20 protein-coding genes are annotated in these 22305 nt (G+C 70.8%); 6 read left to right on the forward strand and 14 right to left on the reverse strand.

The window, feature by feature from the left end; all coding sequences use genetic code 11:
* Nucleotides 1–84: 84 nt before the first annotated feature.
* Nucleotides 85–915, forward strand: a complete 831-nt coding sequence (locus tag ACGFIK_RS15965) for an SGNH/GDSL hydrolase family protein (protein WP_393339961.1) — start codon at nt 85–87, stop codon at nt 913–915.
* A gap of 169 nt (nt 916–1084) precedes the next feature.
* Here the strand turns inward: ACGFIK_RS15965 and ACGFIK_RS15970 are convergent, their stop codons facing one another.
* Nucleotides 1085–1555, reverse strand: coding sequence for a helix-turn-helix domain-containing protein (locus ACGFIK_RS15970; protein WP_327026782.1), 471 nt, complete (start codon nt 1553–1555; stop codon nt 1085–1087).
* 54 nt (nt 1556–1609) lie between these two features.
* On the opposite strand from ACGFIK_RS15970, the gene ACGFIK_RS15975 reads away from it, so the two are divergent.
* Complete coding sequence (locus ACGFIK_RS15975) at nt 1610–2128, forward strand: PaaI family thioesterase (RefSeq protein WP_327026783.1); 519 nt, start codon at nt 1610–1612, stop codon at nt 2126–2128.
* A gap of 97 nt (nt 2129–2225) precedes the next feature.
* Here the strand turns inward: ACGFIK_RS15975 and hisS are convergent, their stop codons facing one another.
* Nucleotides 2226–3554, reverse strand: a complete 1329-nt coding sequence (gene hisS, locus ACGFIK_RS15980; RefSeq protein ID WP_327026784.1) for a histidine--tRNA ligase — start codon at nt 3552–3554, stop codon at nt 2226–2228.
* A gap of 54 nt (nt 3555–3608) precedes the next feature.
* Entirely contained in the window at nt 3609–4328 is a 720-nt protein-coding gene (locus ACGFIK_RS15985; RefSeq protein WP_327026785.1) for an MBL fold metallo-hydrolase, read from the reverse strand.
* 246 nt (nt 4329–4574) lie between these two features.
* Between ACGFIK_RS15985 and ACGFIK_RS15990 the strand changes: the two genes are divergently transcribed.
* Complete coding sequence (locus tag ACGFIK_RS15990; protein WP_327026786.1) at nt 4575–5474, forward strand: peptidylprolyl isomerase; 900 nt, start codon at nt 4575–4577, stop codon at nt 5472–5474.
* 47 nt (nt 5475–5521) lie between these two features.
* Nucleotides 5522–6349, forward strand: a complete 828-nt coding sequence (locus tag ACGFIK_RS15995) for a peptidylprolyl isomerase (RefSeq protein ID WP_327026787.1) — start codon at nt 5522–5524, stop codon at nt 6347–6349.
* A gap of 277 nt (nt 6350–6626) precedes the next feature.
* On the opposite strand, the gene ACGFIK_RS16000 is transcribed toward ACGFIK_RS15995, so the two are convergent.
* The 8 genes from ACGFIK_RS16000 to ruvC form a co-directional block, all read right to left on the reverse strand.
* Nucleotides 6627–9077, reverse strand: a complete 2451-nt coding sequence (locus ACGFIK_RS16000) for a bifunctional (p)ppGpp synthetase/guanosine-3',5'-bis(diphosphate) 3'-pyrophosphohydrolase (protein ID WP_327027170.1) — start codon at nt 9075–9077, stop codon at nt 6627–6629.
* A 195-nt stretch (nt 9078–9272) separates the two neighbouring features.
* Nucleotides 9273–9839 carry an adenine phosphoribosyltransferase gene (locus ACGFIK_RS16005; RefSeq protein WP_327026788.1) on the reverse strand — a complete coding sequence of 189 codons (567 nt, stop codon included), beginning with the start codon at nt 9837–9839 and terminating at the stop codon, nt 9273–9275.
* 105 nt (nt 9840–9944) lie between these two features.
* Nucleotides 9945–11156: a protein translocase subunit SecF gene (secF, locus tag ACGFIK_RS16010; protein ID WP_327026789.1), complete on the reverse strand. Its 1212-nt coding sequence runs from the start codon at nt 11154–11156 to the stop codon at nt 9945–9947.
* Between the two features lies 1 nt (nt 11157).
* Nucleotides 11158–13053, reverse strand: coding sequence for a protein translocase subunit SecD (gene secD, locus ACGFIK_RS16015; RefSeq protein ID WP_327026790.1), 1896 nt, complete (start codon nt 13051–13053; stop codon nt 11158–11160).
* 285 nt (nt 13054–13338) lie between these two features.
* On the reverse strand, nt 13339–13677 hold the full coding sequence (gene yajC / locus ACGFIK_RS16020) for a preprotein translocase subunit YajC (RefSeq protein WP_327026791.1): 339 nt from the start codon (nt 13675–13677) through the stop codon (nt 13339–13341).
* 136 nt (nt 13678–13813) lie between these two features.
* Nucleotides 13814–14884, reverse strand: a complete 1071-nt coding sequence (ruvB, locus tag ACGFIK_RS16025; RefSeq protein WP_393339968.1) for a Holliday junction branch migration DNA helicase RuvB — start codon at nt 14882–14884, stop codon at nt 13814–13816.
* A gap of 112 nt (nt 14885–14996) precedes the next feature.
* On the reverse strand, nt 14997–15599 hold the full coding sequence (ruvA, locus tag ACGFIK_RS16030) for a Holliday junction branch migration protein RuvA (RefSeq protein ID WP_327026793.1): 603 nt from the start codon (nt 15597–15599) through the stop codon (nt 14997–14999).
* Entirely contained in the window at nt 15596–16123 is a 528-nt protein-coding gene (gene ruvC / locus ACGFIK_RS16035; protein ID WP_327026794.1) for a crossover junction endodeoxyribonuclease RuvC, read from the reverse strand. The genes ruvA and ruvC overlap by 4 nt, the downstream gene beginning before the upstream one ends.
* Before the next feature lie 203 nt (nt 16124–16326).
* Here ruvC and ACGFIK_RS16040 point away from each other — a divergent pair, with 203 nt between their 5' ends.
* A complete protein-coding gene (locus ACGFIK_RS16040) occupies nt 16327–17109 on the forward strand; it encodes a 3-hydroxybutyrate dehydrogenase (RefSeq protein ID WP_393339971.1) in 783 nt (260 codons plus the stop codon).
* Between the two features lie 14 nt (nt 17110–17123).
* Nucleotides 17124–19037 carry a helix-turn-helix domain-containing protein gene (locus ACGFIK_RS16045; protein ID WP_393340163.1) on the forward strand — a complete coding sequence of 638 codons (1914 nt, stop codon included), beginning with the start codon at nt 17124–17126 and terminating at the stop codon, nt 19035–19037.
* A gap of 22 nt (nt 19038–19059) precedes the next feature.
* Here the strand turns inward: ACGFIK_RS16045 and ACGFIK_RS16050 are convergent, their stop codons facing one another.
* The 3 genes from ACGFIK_RS16050 to ACGFIK_RS16060 form a co-directional block, all read right to left on the reverse strand.
* Nucleotides 19060–19773, reverse strand: coding sequence for a VTT domain-containing protein (locus tag ACGFIK_RS16050; protein WP_327026797.1), 714 nt, complete (start codon nt 19771–19773; stop codon nt 19060–19062).
* A 186-nt stretch (nt 19774–19959) separates the two neighbouring features.
* Entirely contained in the window at nt 19960–20559 is a 600-nt protein-coding gene (locus ACGFIK_RS16055; protein ID WP_327026798.1) for a TetR/AcrR family transcriptional regulator, read from the reverse strand.
* A 19-nt stretch (nt 20560–20578) separates the two neighbouring features.
* Nucleotides 20579–22141: an MFS transporter gene (locus ACGFIK_RS16060; RefSeq protein WP_393339974.1), complete on the reverse strand. Its 1563-nt coding sequence runs from the start codon at nt 22139–22141 to the stop codon at nt 20579–20581.
* Nucleotides 22142–22305 lie beyond the last annotated feature (164 nt).

A 22305-nucleotide genomic window follows, 5' to 3' on the forward strand; every position in this document is an offset into this window, starting at 1 on the left:
CTGCCGGCAACGTTGTGGATACAGACGGTCGTCTATACGCTCTGGTCACCGCCACCACCCGGCAACCGTGACCCGGAGGCCACCATGACCCTCGTCCGACGCGCGCTGGCCACCCTCGCCGGCGTCACCGCCCTCGTCTTGTTCGCCACCAGTCCCGCCGTCGCCGACCCCGGTCCACCACCGAACTCGATGGCCAGCCTCGGCGACTCGATCACCCGCGGCTTCAACGCCTGCGGGTGGTACGTCGACTGCACCAACCGCTCGTTCAGCACCGGCGGCGACGCCACGGTGAACAGTCACTACCTGCGGATTCGCCAGAGCAACCCGGCCATCAACGGCCGCAACCACAACGCCGCCCGCACCGGGGCCAAGTCAGCCGACCTGTACGGCCAGGCCGGCACCGCGGTCAGCCAGGGGGTCGACTACGTCACCGTCCTGATCGGCGCCAACGACGCCTGCACCAGCTCGGAGTCGACGATGACCTCGACGACCACCTTCCGGGCGAACATCGACTCCGCGCTGGCCCGCCTGAAGTCCGGCCTGCCCAACGCCAAGCTCTACGTGATCAGCATCCCGGACGTACACCGGCTCTGGTCGGTCGGCAGGGGCAGCAGCAGCGCCCGTACCGCCTGGTCGGTCTTCGGCATCTGCCAGTCCATCCTGGCCAACCCGACCTCGACCGCCCAGGCCGACGTCGACCGACGCGACCGGGTCCGGCAGCGGGTGATCGCCTTCAACGCCCAACTGGCCGCGGCCTGCGCCGCCTACGGCGCGAACTGCCGGTACGACAACAACGCCGTCTTCAACTACCCCTTCACCCTCGCCCAGCTCTCCACCTGGGACTACTTCCACCCCAACGCCACCGGCCAGCAGATCCTCTCCACCATCTCCTACCCCGCCGGCTACCCCTGGTAGCCCCCCTCCCCGCACGCCCCGCGCCCGTACCCTCCCCGCGATCTTGCACTTTCTGTCGGTGCACACCTGGGCAAAAGCCCCGAAAGCGCGACCGAAAGTGCAAGATCGACGGGCGCGGGGCGGGCGGGGCCGCGCGGGCGGGAGGCCTGCGTGGGGGGCGGGTGGGCTGCTAGCGGGGGTGGGCGCCGGGGCCGGGGCGGGGGATGAGGTCGCGGGGGTCGGTTACGGGGTGGCCTGCGGTGCAGTGGAGTTCCGCGTGGACCTCGGCGCCGCAGTCGCGGTGGCCGACGCTCAGCGGGGACCCCTCCGGATCGGCCAGGTAGCGGTCACCCCAGGCCAGGACGGCGACCAGCACCGGCCACAGGTCGAAGCCCTTGGGGGTGAGCCGGTACTCGTGGCGGATCCGACTGCCCGGCTCCTGGTACGGCTCCCGGCGTAGCACGCCCTGCTCGACCAGGCCGGTCAGCCGGTTGGTCAGCACCTGCCGGGGGATTCCTGTCCGCACCCGCATGTCGTCGAAGCGTCGGATGCCGTTGAACACCTCACGCAACACCACCAGGGTCCACTTCTCGCCGAGGATCTCCATGGCGCGGGCGACCGTGCAGTTGTCCACCGACCAGTCCAACGCGGCGGGTCTCATCCCACCAGGCTAAGTCTCGTTGACAGACTCAGCAACCGCTGCCAGGCTGAGTCCATGACGCAGACGCAGGATGCGACGCGCAGCCGCACCTTCTCGTGGTCCGACCCGAGCATCAACGCCGCGCAGATCGGCCGGCGCAGCGGCCTGGACCTGCTCCGCGCCATGGTCGCCGGTGAGCTAGCCGCCCCTCCGGTGATGCGCCTGATCGACATGGCCAGCATGACCGCCGAGGAGGGGCGGGTGGTGGTCGAACTGGAGCCGCAGGAGTTCCACTACAACCCCCTGGGCACGGTGCACGGCGGGGTCATCTCGACCCTGCTGGACACCGCCGCCGCCTGCGCCGTACACAGCACCCTGCCGGCCGGCATCGGCTACACCACCCTCGACCTGAACGTGAAGTTCCTCCGCCCGGTGACGGTGGACTCCGGCATGCTGCGCTGCGAGGGGACGGTGCTCCAGCAGGGCCGCCGTACCGCCCTGGCCGAGGCTCGGCTCACCGACGGGCGGGACCGCCTGGTCGCCCACGCCACCTCCAGTTGCCTGCTGATGCCCCTGGAACCTCCCGCCGCCTGACGAACCGCAGCACCGCAGGCACCCCGGCGTGGTCGTCGCCAGAGCCAGCGACGACCACGCCCGGGGCTTCACCGGGGTACGGGCACAGCCAGCCCGGTCAGCCGATCAGCGGCTTGAGGTCGGCCTGGGGTGGGGTCCACTCCCCTGCCGCTGCGGCTACCTGGTCGCCGGAGCGGATGTCCTTGACCTCGTCCGGGGCGCCGTCCGTGCCGGGGAACCAGACGTACGGGATGCCGCGCCGCTCGGCGTACCGGATCTGCTTGCCGAACTTCGCCGCGCTCGGCGAGACCTCCGTGGGGATGCCCCGCGAGCGCAGCGCCTCGGCGACCCGGTTGCTGGCGCCACGGTGCTCCTCGCTGGTCACCGCGACCAGCACACAGGTGGGCACCGACCGGGACACCGACAGGGCATCGGCGCCGAAGAGCAGGCCGAGCAGCCGGGTCACCCCGATGGAGATGCCCACCCCGGGGAACCGGACGTTGCCGGCGCTGGCCAGGTTGTCGTACCGGCCGCCGGAGCAGATCGAGCCGAAGCGCTCGTACCCGATCATCTGGGTCTCGTAGACCGTGCCGGTGTAGTAGTCCAAGCCCCGGGCGATGCGCAGGTCGGCCACGCAGAGGCCGGGCGAGTGGGCGGCGGCGGTCTCCACCACCCGGACCAACTCCTCGACGCCCTCGTCCAGCAGCGGGTCGCTGACCCCCAGCCCGCGCACCGCGTCGGCGAAGGAGGGGTCCGGCGCGGAGATCTCGGCCAGCGCCAGCACCGCCTTGGCCTGCGCCTCGCTGGCCCCGGCCGTGGTCGCCAGCAGCTCCGTCACCCCGGCCGGGCCGATCTTGTCGAGCTTGTCGACCGCGCGCAGCGCCGCCTCCGGGTCGGTCAGCCCGATGCCCCGGTAGAAGCCCTCGCAGATCTTGCGGTTGTTGACCTGGATGCGCACCGGCGGGATCGGCAGCGAACGCAGCGCGTCGCCGATGACCAGCGGCATCTCCGCCTCGTGGTGCGGCGCCAGGGTGTCCCGGTCGACGATGTCGATGTCGGCCTGGAGGAACTCCCGGTAGCGCCCCTCCTGCGGGCGCTCGCCGCGCCACACCTTCTGGATCTGGTACCGCCGGAAAGGGAAGTTCAGCTTGCCGGCGTTCTCCAGCACGTACCGGGCGAACGGCACGGTCAGGTCGAAGTGCAGCCCCAGGGTGTCGTCGCCGGAGGGGCCCTCCGGATCCCCCTGCAGCCGGCGGATCACGTAGACCTCCTTGGAGGTCTCCCCCTTGCGCAGCAACTGGTCCAGCGGCTCGACCGCCCGGGTCTCCAGCGGGGCGAAGCCGTACAGCTCGAAGGTCGACCGGATCCGGTCCAGGACGTACTGCTCGATCATCCGCTGGGCGGGCGTCCACTCCGGGAAGCCGGAGATGGGCGTGGGCTTGCTCATGATGCTCCGTTCGGGAACCCGCACGGTCCGCGCGGGTGAGCGTGGCAGCGGCCGCTACAGGCCGCGGGTGGGGGCCGCCGGTCGCCCGCCGCCCATCCCGGCCACCTCGGCGAGGTACGGGTTGGTGGCGCGTTCGCGGCCGATGGTGGTCGCGGGGCCGTGGCCCGGCAGTACGACGGTGTCGTCGGCCAGCGGAAGGATCTTGTCCCGCAGACTGGTGAGCATCGTCGGCATACTGCCGCCCGGCAGGTCGGTGCGGCCGATCGAACCGGCGAACAGCACGTCACCGGAGAGGCAGAGCTGCTCGGCCTCCCAGGGCGAACCGGCACCGGGCAGCCGGAACAGCACCGACCCGCCGGTATGGCCGGGCGCGTGGTCGACGGTGATCTCCAACCCGGCGAGGGTGAGCGTCGTACCGTCGGCCAACTCGGCCACGTCCTCCGGCTCGGCGTACGGCAGCCGCCCGCCGAACAACTGGCTCAGGTCCATCGACAGGCCCTTGGCCGGATCGGCCAGCATCTCCCGGTCCCCCGGATGCACGTAGGCGGTGATGCCCCGCGCCCCGCAGACCGGCGCCACCGAGAAGGTGTGGTCCAGGTGGCCGTGGGTGAGCAGCACCGCGGCCGGATGCAGGCGATGCTCTGCCAGTAGCGCGTCCAGCCGGTCGACCACCCCGATGCCGGGGTCGACCACCACGCACTGCTCCCCCGGCCCGGTGGCGACCACGTAGCAGTTGGTGCCGAAGGCGTCGGCGGGAAAGCCGGCTACGAGCACGTCCGCTCCTCTTTCATCGAACTGTCCGTCGACCGCAGCCTAACCGGCCCGTCTCGCCCATTTCCGCCGCCGCCCCAGCAGCCCATCGGGACGAACCAGGTCACGATCAGCCCGCGCACGGACCTCGTACACGACTTTTCCAGCCAGTACCCGTACACTCTGGCGGGCGTGTGGCGTGGCGCACCCGCCGCCCGACGGGTACGCGCACCAGCGACTGACAACCAGGGTAGAGGAAGGGGAGCACGGGTGGCTTCCAGCAGGGATCGGCAGCGCAAACTCGCGCGGGCCAAGCTCGACCGGCAGATGGCTCGTCGGGCCGCCGCCGTCAAACGGCGCCGACAGATTCGCGCCGGGGTCGGCACCGCCCTGATCCTCGTCCTCGTCGTCGTCGGCTCAGCCTGGGCGCTGGGCGCGTTCGACCGGGAACCGACCGAGGACACCGCCAGCCCGGAGATCTGCCTGTGGACCCCGCAGAACACCCAGGGCAACAGCAACCTCAAGGAGGTCGGGGAGCCGGCCACCACCGGTCTGCCGACCACCGGCACCCGCCCGATGACGGTGACCACCAACCAGGGCGCACCGATCAACATCGAGTTGGATCTCGCCAAGGCCCCCTGTGCCGCCGCGAGCATCGCCCACCTGGCTAGCCAGTCGTTCTACGACAACACCAACTGCCACGAGATCACGGCCGAGGGTGCGCTGCGCTGCGGCGACCCGAGCGGCACCGGGCTCGGCGGCCCGGCGTACTCGTTCTACAGCGAGAACGTCCCCACCGCCCCGGAGAGCAGCCCGGCCCCGGCCACCGAGCCGCCGACGTACCCCAAGGGCACGGTGGCGATGATCTCGAACCCGCCGGGTGCCAACAGCAGCCAGTTCCTGATCTTCTTCAAGGACTCCATCAGCCACGAGCCGGCGTACCCGATCATCGGGCGGGTGACCGGGGGCCTCGACGTGGTGGAGAAGATCGGTGCCCTGCCGACGGTGGACAATGGGGCCGGGGAGAAGGTAAAGCCGGAGAACGACGTGGTCATCCAGAGCCTGACCGTCGGTGAGCCGGTGCTGGACCCGGCATCGCCCACCGACCCCACGGGTACGCCGAGCCCGGCGGTCTCCGGTTCACCAGAGGCCAGCCCGAACGCCGGCTGACCCACGACGGGCAGCGGCATCCACAGACAGTCCAGGAGGATCGAGGCGTGACGTCCACCAGAGAGCGGCAGCGCGCGGCGGCCCGCGCCCGGCTCGAGAAGGAGATGGCCGAGCGGGCCGCCCGGGCCCGCAAGCGCCGGCAGACCCAGGCGGTCGTGGGCGGCGGCGTGGTCCTGCTGCTGGTGGTCGCCGGCACGGTCTGGCTGGCCACCAGCCTGATCGGCGACGACAGCGGCACCGACACCACCGCCCAGAGCGCGGACACGGTGCAGTGTGACTGGGTCGAGCTGCCCAACGGCGAGCGGAGCCCGACGACCAAGGACGTCGGGTTGCCGCCGGTCGAGCAGAGCAAGGTCGGCAGCCAGACCATGACGATCACCACCAACCTCGGTCCGATCACCGCCCGGATCGACCGGTCGGCGGTGCCCTGCACCTCGGGCAGCTTCATCCACCTGGCCGAGCAGAACTTCTTCGACAACACCAAGTGCCACCGCCTGGTGACCGAGGGCATCAAGGTCCTTCAGTGCGGCGACCCTAGCGCCACCGGCGAGGGCTGGCGGGACAGCGACGGCACCGGCGGCCCCAGCTACCGGATGGCCGAGGAGAACCTGCCCACCGACAAGCGCCCGCCGTACCCTGCGGGTGTCATCGCGATGGCCAACTCGGGCCAGCCGGCCAGCAGCGGCAGCCAGTTCTTCATCGTCTACGGTGACTCGCCGCTGGATCCGAACTACACCGTGCTCGGCACCATCACCAGCGGCATGGACATCGTCGAGGACGTCGCCAAGGCCGGCGACGACGGCGCCTTCGCCCAGCAGGCCGGGGGCGGCCACCCCAAGAAGGAAGTCGTCATCACCGACCTGACGATGAGCTGACCCAAGCCCCACACCTTCGAAGCGCCCGCCGGCTGGAGCCGGCGGGCGCTTCCGCATCCCGCCGTCGCGTGCCCCGCACCCGCACCCGCACCCGCACCCGCACCCGCACCCGCACCCGCGATCTTGCACTTTGTGTCGCCCTTATGCGGCATTCACCCCAATATGCGGCGACGAAAAGTGCAAGATCGCCGCAGAGCTCGCCTGACACAGAGCTCGCTCGACGCACAGTCCCGCCCGACGCAGGGCGTGGGCGGGGTGCGGTGGAAGGGTGGGTGGGTTAGGAGCCGGAGGTTACGCGGTAGGCGTCGAAGACGCCGTCTACCTTGCGTACGGCGGCGAGCAGGTGACCCAGGTGCTTGGGGTCGGCCATCTCGAAGCTGAACCGGCTGACCGCCACCCGGTCCCGGGTGGTGGTGACCGTGGCGGAGAGGATGTTGACCCGCTCCTCGGAGAGCACCCGGGTGACGTCGGCCAGCAGCTTGTGCCGGTCGAGGGCCTCCACCTGGATGGCCACCAGGAAGGTCGAGGCGGAGGTGAGCTTCCAACTCACCTCGACCACCCGTTCCCCCTGGGCGCGCAGGTCCTCGGCGTTGGCGCAGTCGTCGCGGTGCACGCTGACCCCGCCGGAGCGGGTGACGAAGCCGAAGACCGAGTCCGGGGGCACCGGGGTGCAGCAGCGGGCCAGTTTGATCCAGACGTCGCTGACCCCGCGTACGACCACACCCGGGTCGTGGCTGGAGACCCGGCTGCGCGGCGGCCGGGTGGCCACGGCGGTCTCGGCGATGTCCTCGGCCGCGCCCTCCTCCCCGCCGTAGGTGGCCATCAGCTTCTGCACCACCGACTGGGCGGAGACCTGGCTGTCGCCGACGGCCGCGTACAGCGAGGCCACGTCGGCCAGGTGCAGGTCCCGGGCGATCGCCATCAGGTTGTCGGAGGTGAGCATCCGCTGCAGGGGCATGCCCTGCTTACGCATCGCCTTGACGATCGCGTCCTTGCCCTCCTCGATCGCCTCCTCGCGACGCTCCTTGTTGAAGTACTGCCGGATCTTCGTCCGCGCCCGGGGGCTCTTGACGAAGCCCAGCCAGTCCTGCGTCGGGCCGGCGGTCTCGGACTTCGAGGTGAAGATCTCGATCACGTCGCCGTTGGACAGGGTCGATTCCAGCGGCACCAGCTTGCCGTTGACCCGCGCGCCGATGCACTTGTGCCCGACCTCGGTGTGCACCGCGTACGCGAAGTCCACCGGGGTGGACCCGGTAGGCAGGGGGATGACGTCGCCCTTGGGGGTGAAGACGTACACCTCCTGGCTGGACAGGTCGAACCGCAGCGCGTCCAGGAACTCGCTCGGGTCGGCGGCCTCCCGCTGCCAGTCCAGCAGCTGCCGCAGCCAGGTCATCTCGTCGATGTGCGCCGGTGGGCCGACGATCTGGGTGCCCTTGTGTTCCTTGTACTTCCAGTGCGCCGCGATGCCGAACTCCGCCGTGCGGTGCATCGCGTACGTGCGGATCTGCATCTCCACCGGCTTGCCGGTAGGCCCGATCACGGTGGTGTGCAACGACTGGTACATGTTGAACTTGGGCATGGCGATGTAGTCCTTGAACCGGCCCGGCACCGGCTGCCAGTTGGCGTGGATGACCCCCAACGCCGCGTAGCAGTCCCGTACCGTGTCGACCAGGATCCGCACACCTACCAGGTCGTAGATGTCGTTGAAGTCCCGACCCCGCACGATCATCTTCTGGTAGATCGAGTACAGGTGCTTCGGCCGACCGGTGGTCTCCGCCTTGATCTTGGCGGCCTTCAGGTCGGTCTGCACCTTCTGGGTCACCTGCCGCAGCAACGCCTCCCGCTGCGGCTGGTGCTCCCCGATCAGCCGGTTGATCTCCTCGAACCGCTTCGGGAACAGGGTGCCGAAGGCCAGATCCTCCAGCTCCCACTTGATGGTGTTCATACCGAGGCGGTGCGCGAGTGGGGCGAGGATCTCCAGGGTCTCCTTAGCTTTCTGCTCCTGCTTGGGCCGGGGCAGGAAGGTCAGGGTACGCATGTTGTGCAGCCGGTCGGCCAGCTTGATCACCAGAACCCGGGGGTCCTTGGCCATGGCCACGACCATCTTGCGGATGGTCTCCGCCTTGGCCGCGTCACCGAGCTTGACCTTGTCCAGCTTGGTGACCCCGTCGACCAGCAGGGCGACCTCGCCACCGAAGTCGGCACGCATCTGGTCGAGGGTGTACTCGGTGTCCTCGATGGTGTCGTGCAGCAGCGCGGCGACCAGGGTGGTGGTGTCCATGCCCAGGTTGGCCAGGATGGTGGCCACCGCCAGGGGATGGGTGATGTACGGGTCGCCGGACTTGCGGTACTGGCCGGAGTGCCAGCGGGCCGCGGTGTCGAAGGCGCGCTGCAACAGCCGCGCGTCAGCCTTGGGGTGATTCTCCCGATGGGAGGAGATCAGAGGCTCAAGAACCTCGCTGACCTGCGAGGACTGCCAGGGGGCGTTGAACCGGGCCAGCCGGGCCCGGACCCGCCGCCCGGTGGGCGCGTTGGACAGGGCGAAGCCACTGCTGGGCGGGGAGTCGACAACGGGGTCGACCGGTGCCACCTCGGCTCCGACACCCGTTCGGGCCACATCGCCGGTGGGCAGCACCGTGGCGGGCCCGCCGCCCGGCGCCGCAGCGGCGCTGTTGCGATCGGTCACCGAGCCGTCCGCGTCGCCTGTCGGGTGCACCGTGCCCTCCACCGGAGGGGCGACATCGTGGGACACCGGCCTCCTCACCGCTCGCCGGAACGAACCGACCGTGCGCCGGCCGGCCTGGTCTCGTGCCGCTCGGACGGGTCACCGTCCGGTCAGCAATGGGCAATGCTACCCGCACCCGCAGTGCCCTGCCGCTCCGCCGGACGTACCGTGCCGACTCCGCCCGGTGGCAGTCGGACCTCAAACGGTCAACAGGGCATGGACGGTACGCGGCGCCAGCCGCTCCCGCCCCTTGAGGAAGGCCAACTCCAGCAGCACGGTGAACCCGGACACCGTGCCACCGGCCCGTTCCACCAGATCCAGGGTCGCCGCGGCGGTCCCCCCGGTGGCCAGTACGTCGTCCACCACCAGGACCCGATGGCCGGCGGTGAAGGCGTCCTGGTGCACTTCCAGGGTGGCCTCGCCGTACTCCAGGGCATAGGAGGCGGCGTACGCGGGGCGGGGAAGCTTGCCGGCCTTGCGGACCGGCACCACCCCTACCCCGGTGGCGTACGCGATGGCCGCGGCGACGACGAAGCCCCGGGCCTCGATGCCGACCACGGTGTCGAAGGACTCCGGTCCGTGGTACGCGACGATCCCGTCGATCACCTCACGGAAGGCCGCACCGTCGGCGAACAACGGCATGAGGTCCTTGAACATCACACCGGGCTTGGGGAAGTCGGGCACGTCGAGCACCCGGCCGGCGACCAGCTGGGCCACCTCCGGGCCGAAGTCTCCCCGTACCCCGCTGCTGTGGGTCTCCGTCACGGTAGCTGCGCTCCCCTTCCATGACGCCGACGGCGTCCGGCATTCTGCTCGCACAGCATGCCGGACGCCGCCGGATCAGTTCCTACCGGGTGTACCCGGGGTCGCTCAGCGTCGCTTTGCGCCACCCGGGCGGTTGCCCCCGCCGGGCCGCCCACCGCGGGCCCCGCCGGAGCGCTTGCCGGCCGGACGGGCACCCACCTTCGGGGCTGCCGCACCGGCCAGAGCCGCATCGGCCAGAGCCGCATCGGCCTGCGCCGGTACCGGCTCCTCGTCCTCCCGCTCGGCCGCGGCGGCCGGAGCCGCCTTGCTGCGGGTCTCCTTGACCGGCACCGGGTTGGCCCGGCGGGCCTCCACCCGCTTGTTGTGCGCCTGGATCCGCGGGTCGCGGTTCTTCAGCACCACCAGCAGCGGGGTGGCCAGGGTGATCGAGGTGACGAACGCCATCGCCATACCGACGAACAGCACCAGACCCAGGTCCTTCAGGGTGCCCGCACCGAGCAGGCCGGCACCGATGAAGAGGATGCCGCCGACCGGCAGCAGGGCCACCACGGAGGTGTTGACCGAGCGCATGAGGCTCTGGTTGACGGCCAGGTTGGCCGCCTCGCCGTAGGTCTGGTTGTTGCTCGCGGTGATGCCCTTGGCGTTCTCCTGCACCTTGTCGAAGACCACCACCACGTCATAGAGCGCGAAGCCCAGAATGGTGAGGAAACCGATGATCGTCGACGGGGTGACCTCGAAGCCGACGATCGAGTAGATGCCGGCGGTGAGCGCCAGGTTCGTCAGCAGGGAGAAGATGGCCGCGGCCGCCATCTGCCACTCGAAGCGCATAACCAGGTAGACCGTCACCAGGGCGATGAAGATGACCAGACCGAGCACGGCCCGGTTGGTCACCTGGCTTCCCCAGGCCTCGCTGACCCGGTTGGCGCTGATCTCGTTCGGGTCGATGCCGAACCGCTCGGCCATGTCGAGCCGGACGGTCTCGGCCTGCGTCTGGTCGAGCTGGGTGGTCCGCAGCTCGTAGAAGGAGCCACCGGCCCCACCGACCTGCTGGGCGGTGACCACGTGGGCACCCTCGGTGCTCAACGACTCACCGGCAGTGGTCTCGGCCTGCTGCATGCTGCCCACACTGGTGGGGATCTGGAACGAGTTGCCGCCGGCGAACTCGATGCCCGGGTTGAACCCCTTGATGAGGATGCTGCCCAACGCGATCAGCACCAGGATGGCCGCCGCGGTGAACCACATCTTGCGCCGGCCGACGACGTTGAGGCCGGCGTCGCCCCGGTAGAGGCGGCTTGCCAGAGAGTTCTCAGCAGCCATCTCAGGCCTCCTTGACACGCGGGTTGCGGGACTGGGGCTGCTCCGTCTTGGCCGGTAGCACCCGGCCCAGACCACTGACCCGCGGGGACAGGAACGCCCGGCTCCGGGCGAGCATCGTCATCATCGGGTGCCGGAAGAGGAAGACCACGACCAGGTCCAGCACGGTGGCCAGACCCAGGGCGAAGGCGAATCCCTTGACCGCGCCGACCGAGACGACGTAGAGGACCACCGCCGACATGATCGTGATGGCGTTCGCCGAGATGATCGTACGGCGGGCGCGGACCCATGCACGGGAGACCGCGCTGCGCGGGTTGCGGCCCTCGCGAATCTCGTCCTTCAATCGCTCGAAGTAGATGACGAAGGAGTCCGCCGCCACACCTAGCGAGACGATGATGCCGGAGATGCCGGCGAGGGTGAGGGTGAAGCCGATCTGCCGGCCCAGCACCACCAGGGCGCCGAAGAGCAGCAGGGCCGACAGCACCAGGCTGGCGAAGATCACCGAGCCGAGCAGTCGGTAGTAGAAGAACGAGTAGATGATGACCAGCAGCATGCCGATGCCGGCCGCGAGCAGACCGGCCCGCAGGTAGCTGGCGCCCAGGGTGGCGGTGACGTTCTGCTGCTCCTGCGCCTCGAAGGTGACCGGCAGGGCGCCGTAGTTCAGGTAGCCGGCCAGCTCGCTGGCCTCGGCGTTGCTGAAGTTGCCGGTGATCTGGGAGTTGCCGGTGAGCACCCCCTGGATCTGCGGCGAGGAGATGATCGCGTTGTCCAGCACCACGGCCACCCGGCACCGGCCCTCGTCACCGAGCGCGGAAGGGTCACAGGCCTGGCCCTCGTTGTTGAAGGCCTCGCGGGTCAGCGCGGTCCACTTCTCCTGGCCGTCGCGGGTGAAGTCCAGGCTGACCACCCACTGGCTGGTCTGGTCGCGCACCGCGGCGGCCGAGTCGACGTCGGTACCGAGCACCTTGGCCTGGTCCAGCAGGTTCTTGGCGTAGCCGCCCTCACAGGCGACGACCTGCTGGTCCGGGGCGGAGATGGACGCCGGGGGCCGGTCGTCGAGCTGAAGGCAGCCGATGGTCGGCACGTTGAACTGCATCTGGGTCGGGAGCACCGCGACCTCACGGCCGGTCAGCTCGGCGAAGGGCTTGAGCTTCTCGGCCAGCGACGGATCGGCGCTGAAGTCGGCCGGGGCCTGCAGCCCGCTGGCGGCGGCCCAGGCCTCCGCGCCGACCTTCTCCTCGACGGCCTTGCGCTGCTCCTCCAGGGTCTGCGGCACCGGCTCCTCGCTGGCGCCCGGCGACGGGCTGGCGCTCGGCGACGGGGCGGCGCTCGGGCTCTGCGAGGGGTCCGGGGTGGGGGCACCGCCGCCCTGACCGCCGGACGGCGAGGCGCTGGCCTCGGCGTTCGGGGTGGGGCTGGTGCTGCCGGAGGGGCTCGGGGTGGCCGCGGGCTCCGCGTCCTCGGACGGGGCGGGTGCCGGTGCCGGAAGGGCACCGCTGCCGTCCACGATCTTCAGGACCTTGCGGAAGCGCAGCTCGGCGGCGCTACCGATCTCGGTCAGGTCGCGGTTCTCGCCGGGCAGGGAGACGACGATGTTGCGGTCGCCTTCGGTGACCACCTCGGCCTCGGCCACGCCGTAGGCGTTGACCCGGCTCTCGATGATCTGGCGGGCCTGTTCGAGGTTGTCCGCCGTCGGGGCCCGACCGTCGAGGGTGTTCGTCGCCTCCAACGTCAGCCGGGTACCACCGACGAGGTCAAGACCGAGGCGGGGTTCGAGCCGGTCCTTCCAGCCTCCGCTGGCACCGCCCGCAAAGAACACCAAAAGATAGAGGACGACGAAGATGCCGCCCAGTACGGCCAACTGCCGTCCCGGGCGCATCTGTCCCTGAGGTGGTGCCACGGCTGTCTTGTCTCCCTGTACGGTCGCGCCGCCGCAGGCGCGACGGCGGGTCTGCCGGTCTCCCGGCCGACGATCTGCCTTCCGACGGCGCCCGGGGCTGACGCCGCCGCCTGGAGTGGTCGACGCGGGCGCGTGGACCGGAGGCGAGCCGGCGCGCCGACGCCCGGCGTCGGCCTGCTATTCAGTTGTCGGCGCCGCCGCGGCGGCGGCCACCCGCCGGGGACGCGGCGGGTGTTCTCCCACCTGGTCGTGCCGGGGCACCGGCAGACCAGGTGGGTGCGATGCTCACTCCTTGACGGCGTCGGTCTCCTCGGCCGCTGGCTCAGTGGCACGCTCCGCCTTGGTCACCACACGGGCGATCGCGGGTCGGGCGTACCGGGTCTGCACTCCGGGGGCGACCTCGAGCAGGACGCTGTCGTCCTCGACTCCGGAGACCGTGCCGTACAGCCCGCCGATGGTCACCACCTCGTCGCCGACGGAGAGACCGGTCTGCATCGCCTCGGCCTCGCGGCGGCGCTTCTGCTGGGGGCGGATCATCATGAAGTACATGACGCCGAAGAGCAGCGCGATCATGAGGATCGGGGTGAAGTTACCCGCTCCGCCGCCTTCTGCTGCGTGAAACACGGTTGTCGACCTTCCCATTAGCCCCGATCCGGCACGTGGCGCCGGAGCGGAGGCGGATTTTCACATCCTGTACAGACCGCGGCGAGTCTAGTCGCTGTATCTGGGAACGCCGAACGCGCCGCAGATCACGAACAGATCACGGCTCCCCCGTGTCCACGGAAAACAGATCGGGCGCGAGGGGAGCTTCAGCAGCAAATGTACCATTTGGCGGAGTACGGCCAAGGTGCCGCCAAGCGGCCTCGGTGGCCACCCGGCCCCGCGGCGTACGGGCCAGCAGTCCCGCCCGCACCAGGAACGGCTCGCACACCTCCTCCACCGTGTCCGGCTGCTCCCCCACCGCCACCGCGAGGGTGGACAGGCCGACCGGACCACCCCGGAACGAGTCGACAAGCGCGGTGAGCACCGCTCGGTCCAGCCGGTCCAGCCCGAGCGCATCCACATCGTAGACCGTCAATGCGGCCCGGGCGGTATCCAGGGTGACCACTCCGTCGGCGCGTACCTCGGCGTAGTCGCGCACCCGGCGCAGCAGGCGGTTGGCGATCCGGGGGGTGCCCCGGGACCGGCCGGCGATCTCGACGGCCCCCTCCTCGGTGATCGGTACGCCGAGGATGCGCGCCGAGCGGTGCAGCAGGATCTCCAGGTCGGCCGGGGAGTAGAAGTCCAGGTGGGCGACGAAGCCGAACCGGTCGCGCATCGGGCCGGTCAGCAGACCGGACCGGGTGGTCGCGCCGACCAGGGTGAACGGCTCGACGTCCAACGGGATGGCGGTGGCCCCAGGACCCTTGCCGACCACCACGTCGACCCGGAAGTCCTCCATCGCGCTGTAGAGCAGCTCCTCCGCGGGTTTGGCGATGCGGTGGATCTCGTCGATGAAGAGCACGTCCCCCTCGGCGAGGCTGGTCAGGATCGCGGCCAGGTCACCGGAGCGCTCGATCGCCGGCCCGCTGGTCACCCGGATGCCGGAGCCCAGCTCCGCGGCGACGATGTTGGCCAGGGTGGTCTTGCCCAGGCCGGGCGGCCCGGACAGCAGGATGTGATCCGGCGGCGAACCGCGCCGCATGGCCCCCTGCAACAGCAGATCGAGTTGGTCACGGACCCGATGCTGGGCGATGAACTCGTCCAGGCGCTTGGGCCGGACGCTGACCTCCGCGTCCCGCTCGGCCTCGTTGACGTACGCCGAGACCAGGCCGCCGTCGGGGCCGGTCACGGGATCATCTTCATTCGCGACTGCGGGGCCGGCAAACCCGGCTCACTCCTCGCGCACGCGATCATCTTCATTCGCGACTGCGGGGCTCGCAAACCCGGCTCACTCCTCGCGCTCATCGGGTGCGGCCCAGCATCCGGATGGCCTGCTTGAGCAGCACCGGCACCGGCGGGGTGGCCCCGTCCACGGTCTCCGCCACCGCGGCCACCGCCTGGTCGGCCTGGCCGGCCGTCCACCCCAGGCCGATCAACGCCTGGCGGACCTGCTCCGGCCAGGCACCACCGGTGACCCCGGCCGCGCCGTCGGCGCCCACGGCCACCGGGCCGATCCGGTCCCGCAGCTCCAGCACCAGCCGTTCGGCCCCCTTCTTCCCGATGCCGGGGACCCGGGTCAGGGCGGCCGTGTCGGCGTTGGCGATGGCCTTGCGTACCGCGTCCGGGGTGTGCACGGCCAGCACCGCCTGGGCCAGGCGGGGGCCCACCCCACTGGCGGTCTGCAAGAGCTCGAACAGGGACTTCGCGTCGTCGTCGGCGAAGCCGTAGAGGGTCAGCGAGTCCTCCCGGACGACCAGGCTGGTGGCCAGTCGGGCCTGCTGGCCGACCCGCAGGTCGGCGATGGTGCCCGGGGCGCACTGCACGGCCAGGCCGACCCCGCCGACCTCGATCACCGCGTGATCCGGGCCGGTGGCGGTCACCACGCCACGCACACTGGCGATCATCTCGCTCCTCCTCGTCTCGCCCGGTCCGCGGCGGCGGCCAGCTTGGAACGGGTACCACCCCGCCACACGTGACAGATGGCCAGGGCCAGGGCGTCCGCGGCGTCGGCCGGGCGGGGTGGCTCGGGCAGCCGCAGCAGCCGGGTCACCATGGCCGTCATCTGCGCCTTGTCGGCCTGACCGGAACCGGTCACGGCCGCCTTGACCTCACTGGGGGTGTACGTCTGCACCGGCAGCCCGGCCCGGGCCCCGGCGAGTACGGCGATCCCGCTGGCCTGCGCGGTGCCCATCACCGTACGCACGTTGTGCTGGCTGAACACCCGCTCCACGGCCACGCTGTCCGGCCGGTGCTCGGCCACCAGATCGGTCAGCGACCGGTCCAGGTGCAGCAGGCGGGTCGGCAGTTCGTCGGCCGGATCGGTGTAGATCACGTAGTAGGCCACCAGGGTGCAGGGACGTCCGGGCACCCCCTCGACCACGCCGACCCCGCACCGGGTGAGCCCCGGGTCGACGCCGAGCACCCGCACGCCTCCCCCTCCCAGCCGTCGAGCAGTACGTGTGTTCGACACCCTACCGATGCCGTCTCCCGGCCGCGCCCCGGGACACGCGGCACCGCCTCAGGCGGCGACCTCACCCGCCCCGAGATGTATCCGTCGGCCACCTGATCCCACCGGAGTATGTGCTGCGCCGCCATGTGCCCTCGGCCGTACAGCTCGTAGTTTCATGCGCCATGACGGCAGAACCCGTGGCGCTCCCCCACGTCGTGAACGTCGACCTCACCGGCCGCACCGCGCTGGTGACCGGTGGCGGCAGCGGCATCGGTCGGGCCTGCGCCCTGCGGCTGGCCGCGGCCGGCGCCGAGGTGCTGGTGGTCGACCGCAACGCCGAGGCGGCCCAGGTGGTGGCGACCGAGGCCGGCGGGCGGGCCGTCGGACTGGACCTGGCGGACGTCGCCGAGGTGGACCGGCTCGACGCCGAGGTGGACATCGTGGTCAACAACGCCGGCCTCCAGCACGTCGCCCCCGTGCAGGAGTTTCCGGTGGAACGCTTCGAGTACCTCCAGCGGGTGATGGTCGAGGCGCCGTTCCTGTTGATCCGGCGGGCCCTGCCGCACATGTACGCCCGGGGCTGGGGTCGGATCGTCAACATCTCCTCGGTGCACGGGCTGCGCGCCTCGCCCTACAAGGCGGCGTACGTCGCGGCCAAACATGCCCTGGAGGGACTGTCCAAGGTGGTGGCCCTGGAGGGGGCGGCGCACGGGGTCACCGCCAACTGCATCAACCCCGCCTACGTGCGTACCGCCCTGGTGGAGGGTCAGATCGCCGACCAGGCCGCCACCCACGGCATCCCGGAGCACGAGGTGATCGAGAAGATCATGCTGGCTCGGGCCGCGATCAAACGCCTGATCGAACCGGAGGAGGTGGCGGAGCTGCTGGCCTACCTGTGCGCACCCCCGGCGGCCTTCCTCACCGGCACCTCGATCGCGCTCGACGGGGGCTGGACGGCGAACTAGTGGCCCCCCGCACAATGTCGGTCATGTCCTCGCCGCTGGAGTTCCTGGAACTACTGGCCCGGGAAGCCGCCCCGGTCGAGTTCGAGGGGCCGCTGGTGGCCGCCCGCTCCGCCGGGCTGCCGGCCGACCGGATCGCCGAGTTGGAGCAGGCCAAGACGGTGGCGCTGCGGGTCCGGGCGCTGCTGGAGCGCCGCCGCCGTCGGGAGAGCGAGCTGCTCAGCCTGTACGACACCGTCAGCGACCTGGCCGGGCTGCGTGACCTGGACGAGGTGCTGCGGGCCATCGTGCACCGGGCCCGGCATCTGCTCGGTGCCGACGTCGCCTACATGACCCTCAACGACGCCGAACGCGGCGACACCTACATGCGGGTCACCGACGGCTCGGTGTCCGCCCGGTTCCAGCGGCTGCGGCTGCCGATGGGGGCCGGACTGGGTGGGTTGGTGGCCCAGTCCGGGGCCCCGTACGTCACCGCGAACTACCCGCAGGACGAACGTTTCCACCACACCCGGGAGATCGACGCCGGGGTGGGTGAGGAGGGGCTGGTAGCCATCCTCGGGGTGCCGCTGCGGCTCGGCTCCACCAGCATCGGGGTGCTCTACGCGGCGAACCGGTCGGCCCGACCCTTCGCCCGGGAGGAGGTGGCCCTGCTGCTCTCCCTGGCCGCGCACGCCGCGGTGGCGATCGACACCGCCCGGCTGCTGGCCGAGACCCGGGCCGCCCTGGCGGAGCTCTCCTCGGCCAACACCACCATCCGGGCGCACAGCGCCTCGGTGGAGCGGGCCGCCGCCGCCCACGACCGGATGACCGCCCTGGTGCTGCGCGGGGGCGGGGTGGAGGACGTCACCGCGGCGGTCACCGAGGTGCTGGGTGGGGCCCTGCTGGCGCTGGACACCGAGGGTCGGCTGCTGGCCCGGGTCGGTGAACTCGACGAGCCGGACCGGGCGGACATCGTGGAGGCGGTGGCCGCCTCCCGGACCGAGGGACGCAGCGTACGCCGAGGTCAGCTGTGGTACGCCGCCGTGGTGGCCGGAGCGGAGAACCTGGGTGCCCTGGTGCTGCACCCCGAGGGGGAACTGGCCGACGCCGACCAGCGCATCCTGGAACGGGCCGCGCTGGTGACCGCCCTGCTGCTGCTGTTCCGGCGTACCGTGGCCGAGGCGGAGGGGCGGGTCCGGGGCGAGTTGCTCGACGACCTGATCGCCCGCCCGCTGCGGGACATCGAGGCGCTGCGCGGCCGGGCCCGCCGCCTCGGCGTCGACCTGGACGCCCCGCACGTGCTGGTGGCCGTCGACGACGACGCCATCGCCGCCACCGGTTCAGCCCGACAGCGGGTGCTCTCCTGGGCCACCACGTACGCCTCGACCCGGGGTGGGCTGGCCGCGGCGCGGGACGGGCGGGTGGTGCTGATGCTGCCCGGGCAGGATGCCGGCGGCAGCGCCCGGGCGGTGTCGCGGGATCTGTCCCGGGTCACCGCCCGACCGGCGACCGCCGGGGCCAGCGGCCCGGTGACCGGCCCCACCTCGCTGGCCACGGCCTTCCAGGAGGCCGACCGTTGCCTGGCCGCGCTGGGCGCTCTGGGCCGGGCCGGGCAGGGTGCCAGCACCGCCGAGCTGGGCTTCGTCGGCCTGCTGCTGGGCACGGCCTCCGGCGGCGGTGACGCCGAGGTCAGCCGGTTCCTGGCCAGCACCATCGGCCCGGTGGTGGACTACGACGCCCGGCGGGGCACCGCCCTGGTACGCACCCTGGAGTCCTACTTCGGGGTCGGTGGCAGCCTGGCCCGGGCCGCCGAGGTGCTGCACGTGCACGTCAACACGGTGACCCAGCGGCTGGAGCGGGTCGGGCAGTTGCTCGGCGCGGACTGGCAGAAACCCGAACGGGCCCTGGAGGTGCAGTTGGCCCTGCGGCTGCACCGGCTGCGGACCGGCTGAGCCGACCGACCCGGGCCTGCGGTCAGTGCTTGCCGTAGTGCTCCCGGGTCTCCCGGATCGCCTCCTCGGCGGCGGCCCGCTCCTCGGGGGTGACTCCCCGCCGGGCGCCCAGCCAGGCCCGCAGCAACTCCACCGCGATCGGCAGGACGGAGATCCCCACGATGCCGATCAGGATGAACTCGATGTTGGCCTTGACGAACGGGATCTGCCCCAGGAAGTAGCCCAGCACGGTCACCCCGGTGCCCCACAGGATGCCGCCGACGACGTTGTAGATGACGAAGGTGCGGTAGTTCATCCGGCTGACCCCGGCCACGATCGGGGTGAAGGTCCGCACGATCGGCACGAACCGGGCCAGCACGATCGACCGGGCACCGTACTTCTCGAAGAACTCGTGCGCCTTGAGCAGGTTCTCCTGTTTGAACAGGCGGGAGTTCGGCCGCCGGAACAGGGCCGGGCCGACCTTGCGGCCGAACAGGTAGCCGACCTGGTCACCGGCGATCGCGGCGATGGTGATGAGCAGACACACCAGCCACAGCGGATATTTGAGGTACTGCCCGTCGGCCACCAGCAACCCGGTGGTGAACAGCAACGAGTCACCCGGCAGGAAGAAGCCGATCAGCAGCCCGGACTCGGCGAAGACGATCACCAGGATGCCGATCAGCCCGAAGGTCGAGATCAGCCACTCCGGGTCCAGCCAGTCCGGCCCCAGGGCCAGGTTGGTGACGGGTGACAGCACGAAGACCTCCGATGGCTGGGAACGATCCCGATGACTGTGGGACGCCCGTAGTCTAGGCCCCTACCGACCGCCCGTGGCCCCGACACCGACGCATGCCGATATCCCACCCCGCACCGGATCGTCCGTCCTGGTCACCCCCGGTCGGGTACCCCCGCCCCGGCGCATCGCGGACGGCCAGCGGCCCTTTCAGCGGGCCCGGATGCCTGCCAGCACCTGGTCGACGACCTTGGCGGCGAGGGTCGACTCGTCGAGTTCGGGGTTCCAGTTCATCACCCGCTGGATCAGCATCGGACCGGTGATCATGGCCAGGGTGACCTCGATGTCCAGGTCGGCCCGCAGTTCCCCGTCGCGGATGCCTCGCCGCAGCACCTCGCGCATCACCGCCCGGCGGGGCTCGACGATGCTCTGGTAGAGCGCGTACCGCTCGGGGTTGCGTTTCACCTCGGGCACCAGACAGGGCATGATCTTCGCCGCGCGGGGGTCGACATTCTGCCCGACCGCCCCGACCAGGGTGATCAGGTCCTCCCGGACGGACCGGCCGGTCGGCTGCGGCTGCTCACCCTTGAGGGTGCGCAGGGCGTCGTGCAGCAGGGCGTCCTTGCCCGACCAGCGACGGTAGATGGTGGCCTTGCCGACCCCGGCCCGAGCGGCGATGGCCTCCACCGAGATCGCCTCGATCGTGCTGCCCTCCGCCAGCAGGTCGAGGGTGGCCTCGATGATCGCTCCGGCCGCGTGGACGCTGCGCGGCCGACCGGGCGGCCGCGGCGCGTCTGCCGTGCTAGTCATGCCCGCATTGTTCCCGACGCTACGCCGCACCAGCCAGTTCGGGTTCACCGACCGGGTCCGGCACGGCTGCCCCGGGCCGGGCCGGCATCCAGCGCAGCGCCACCAGGGCGCCGCCGACCGTGATCACGGCGGCCAGCGCCGCGGAGACGTGCATCGCCGAGACGAAGGCGTCGTTGGCCGCCGTGATCAGCTGCGGCGCCGCCGGCCCGAGCTGACCGGCGACGGCGTACGCCCCGGCGATCGACTCCCCGGCCGACTCGCGCGCCCCTGGCGGCAACTCCTCCAGGGTCGGCGCCATGCCGTTGCGGTAGCCGGCGGCCAGCACCGAGCCGAGCACCGCCACCCCCAGCGCGGCGGCCGTCTGCCGGATGGTGTTGCTGACCGCGGAACCGACACCGGCCTTCTCCCTGGGCAACGAGGACATGATCGACTCGGTGGCCGGGGGCATGATGTTGGCCATCCCGGCCCCCTGGATGAAGAAGAAGACGAGCACCACCCAGATGGGGGTCACCGCGTCGATGAAGGCGAAGGCGGCCAGCGACACGGCCGCCAGCAGCAACCCCACCACCGACACCGCCCGGGGGCCGTACCGACGCACCATCGAGGCGCTGGTCGGGGCGAAGACCAGTTGGGCGACCGCGAACGGCAGGAAGATCAGACCGGTCTGCAAGGGACTGTAGCCCCGCACCATTTGCAGGTAGAACGAGCTGAAGAACATCACCCCCATGGCGGCGAAGAAGACCAACCCGATCAGAGCCACCGGTACGGCGAAGCGCGGCTCCCGGAACAGCCGTACGTCCAGTGCGGGATGGCTGCTGCGCCGTTCAAAGGCGACGAAGGAGGCCAGCACCACGATCCCGGCCACGATGGTGGCCCAGACCACCGGCCGACCGAAGCCGTGCTCACCACCGTCGATGATGCCGTAGGTCAGGGTGACCAGACCCACCACCGACAGCAGTACCCCGACCACGTCGACCCGGCCCGGGTTCGGATCCCGGGACTCCGGCACCAGCAGGGCCACCAGGACTATGCCGAGCCCGATGACCGGCACGTTGATCAGGAAGACCGAACCCCACCAGAAGTGCTCCAGCAGCAGGCCCCCGAGGATCGGGCCGATCGCCATCGCCAATCCCACCGCGCCGGCCCAGATGCCGATGGCCCGGGCCCGCTCCCGGGGGTCGAAGACATTGGAGATGATCGACAGGGTGGCCGGCATGACGGCCGCGCCGCCGGCCCCCATCAACGCCCGGGCCGCGATCAACTGGGTGGGATTCTGCGCGTACGCCGAGGCCAGCGACGCCAGGCCGAACAGCACCAGGCCGATGAGCAACATGCGACGCCGACCGGCCCGGTCGCCGAGCACCCCGAAGGTGAACAGCAGTCCGGCGAAGGCCAGGGTGTAGGAGTTGACCGACCATTCCAGCTCGCCGTGGCTGGCCCCGAGACCGTGTACCGGATCGGCGATGGTCCGCAGGGCGACATTGAGGATCGTGGTGTCCAGGACGACCACGAGCAGACTGACCACCAGCACCCCGAGGATCGCCCATCTCCTCGGATGTCCGGTGTTTTCAGCAGGCGGCATCCCCGCACCCCCGGTTTTCGATACGGCCGCGTCCGTAATTAAGTCCGAGCCTAGGCTGACGAGTATCGATACGGAACCGTTTCGTATCTGATGTGACCGCCGTCACTCCTCGGTCCGCTCCCGCTGTGCGCGTCGATGCGCCACGGGCGGGCGCGGGCCTTTGG

Origin of the sequence: Micromonospora sp. NPDC048871 (assembly GCF_043198155.1) — a bacterium.
Classification (GTDB): domain Bacteria; phylum Actinomycetota; class Actinomycetes; order Mycobacteriales; family Micromonosporaceae; genus Micromonospora.

What these genes read in the sequence shown, in the direction of transcription:
- ACGFIK_RS15965 (WP_393339961.1), top strand. Translation starts at nt 85, where the DNA reads ATGACCCTCGTCCGACGCGCGCTGGCCACCCTCGCCGGCGTCACCGCC.
- ACGFIK_RS15970 (WP_327026782.1), bottom strand. Translation starts at nt 1,555, where the DNA reads ATGAGACCCGCCGCGTTGGACTGGTCGGTGGACAACTGCACGGTCGCC.
- ACGFIK_RS15975 (WP_327026783.1), top strand. Translation starts at nt 1,610, where the DNA reads ATGACGCAGACGCAGGATGCGACGCGCAGCCGCACCTTCTCGTGGTCC.
- hisS (WP_327026784.1), bottom strand. Translation starts at nt 3,554, where the DNA reads ATGAGCAAGCCCACGCCCATCTCCGGCTTCCCGGAGTGGACGCCCGCC.
- secF (WP_327026789.1), bottom strand. Translation starts at nt 11,156, where the DNA reads ATGGCTGCTGAGAACTCTCTGGCAAGCCGCCTCTACCGGGGCGACGCC.
- ruvA (WP_327026793.1), bottom strand. Translation starts at nt 15,599, where the DNA reads ATGATCGCCAGTGTGCGTGGCGTGGTGACCGCCACCGGCCCGGATCAC.
- ACGFIK_RS16040 (WP_393339971.1), top strand. Translation starts at nt 16,327, where the DNA reads ATGACGGCAGAACCCGTGGCGCTCCCCCACGTCGTGAACGTCGACCTC.
- ACGFIK_RS16045 (WP_393340163.1), top strand. Translation starts at nt 17,124, where the DNA reads ATGTCGGTCATGTCCTCGCCGCTGGAGTTCCTGGAACTACTGGCCCGG.
- ACGFIK_RS16055 (WP_327026798.1), bottom strand. Translation starts at nt 20,559, where the DNA reads ATGACTAGCACGGCAGACGCGCCGCGGCCGCCCGGTCGGCCGCGCAGC.
- ACGFIK_RS16060 (WP_393339974.1), bottom strand. Translation starts at nt 22,141, where the DNA reads ATGCCGCCTGCTGAAAACACCGGACATCCGAGGAGATGGGCGATCCTC.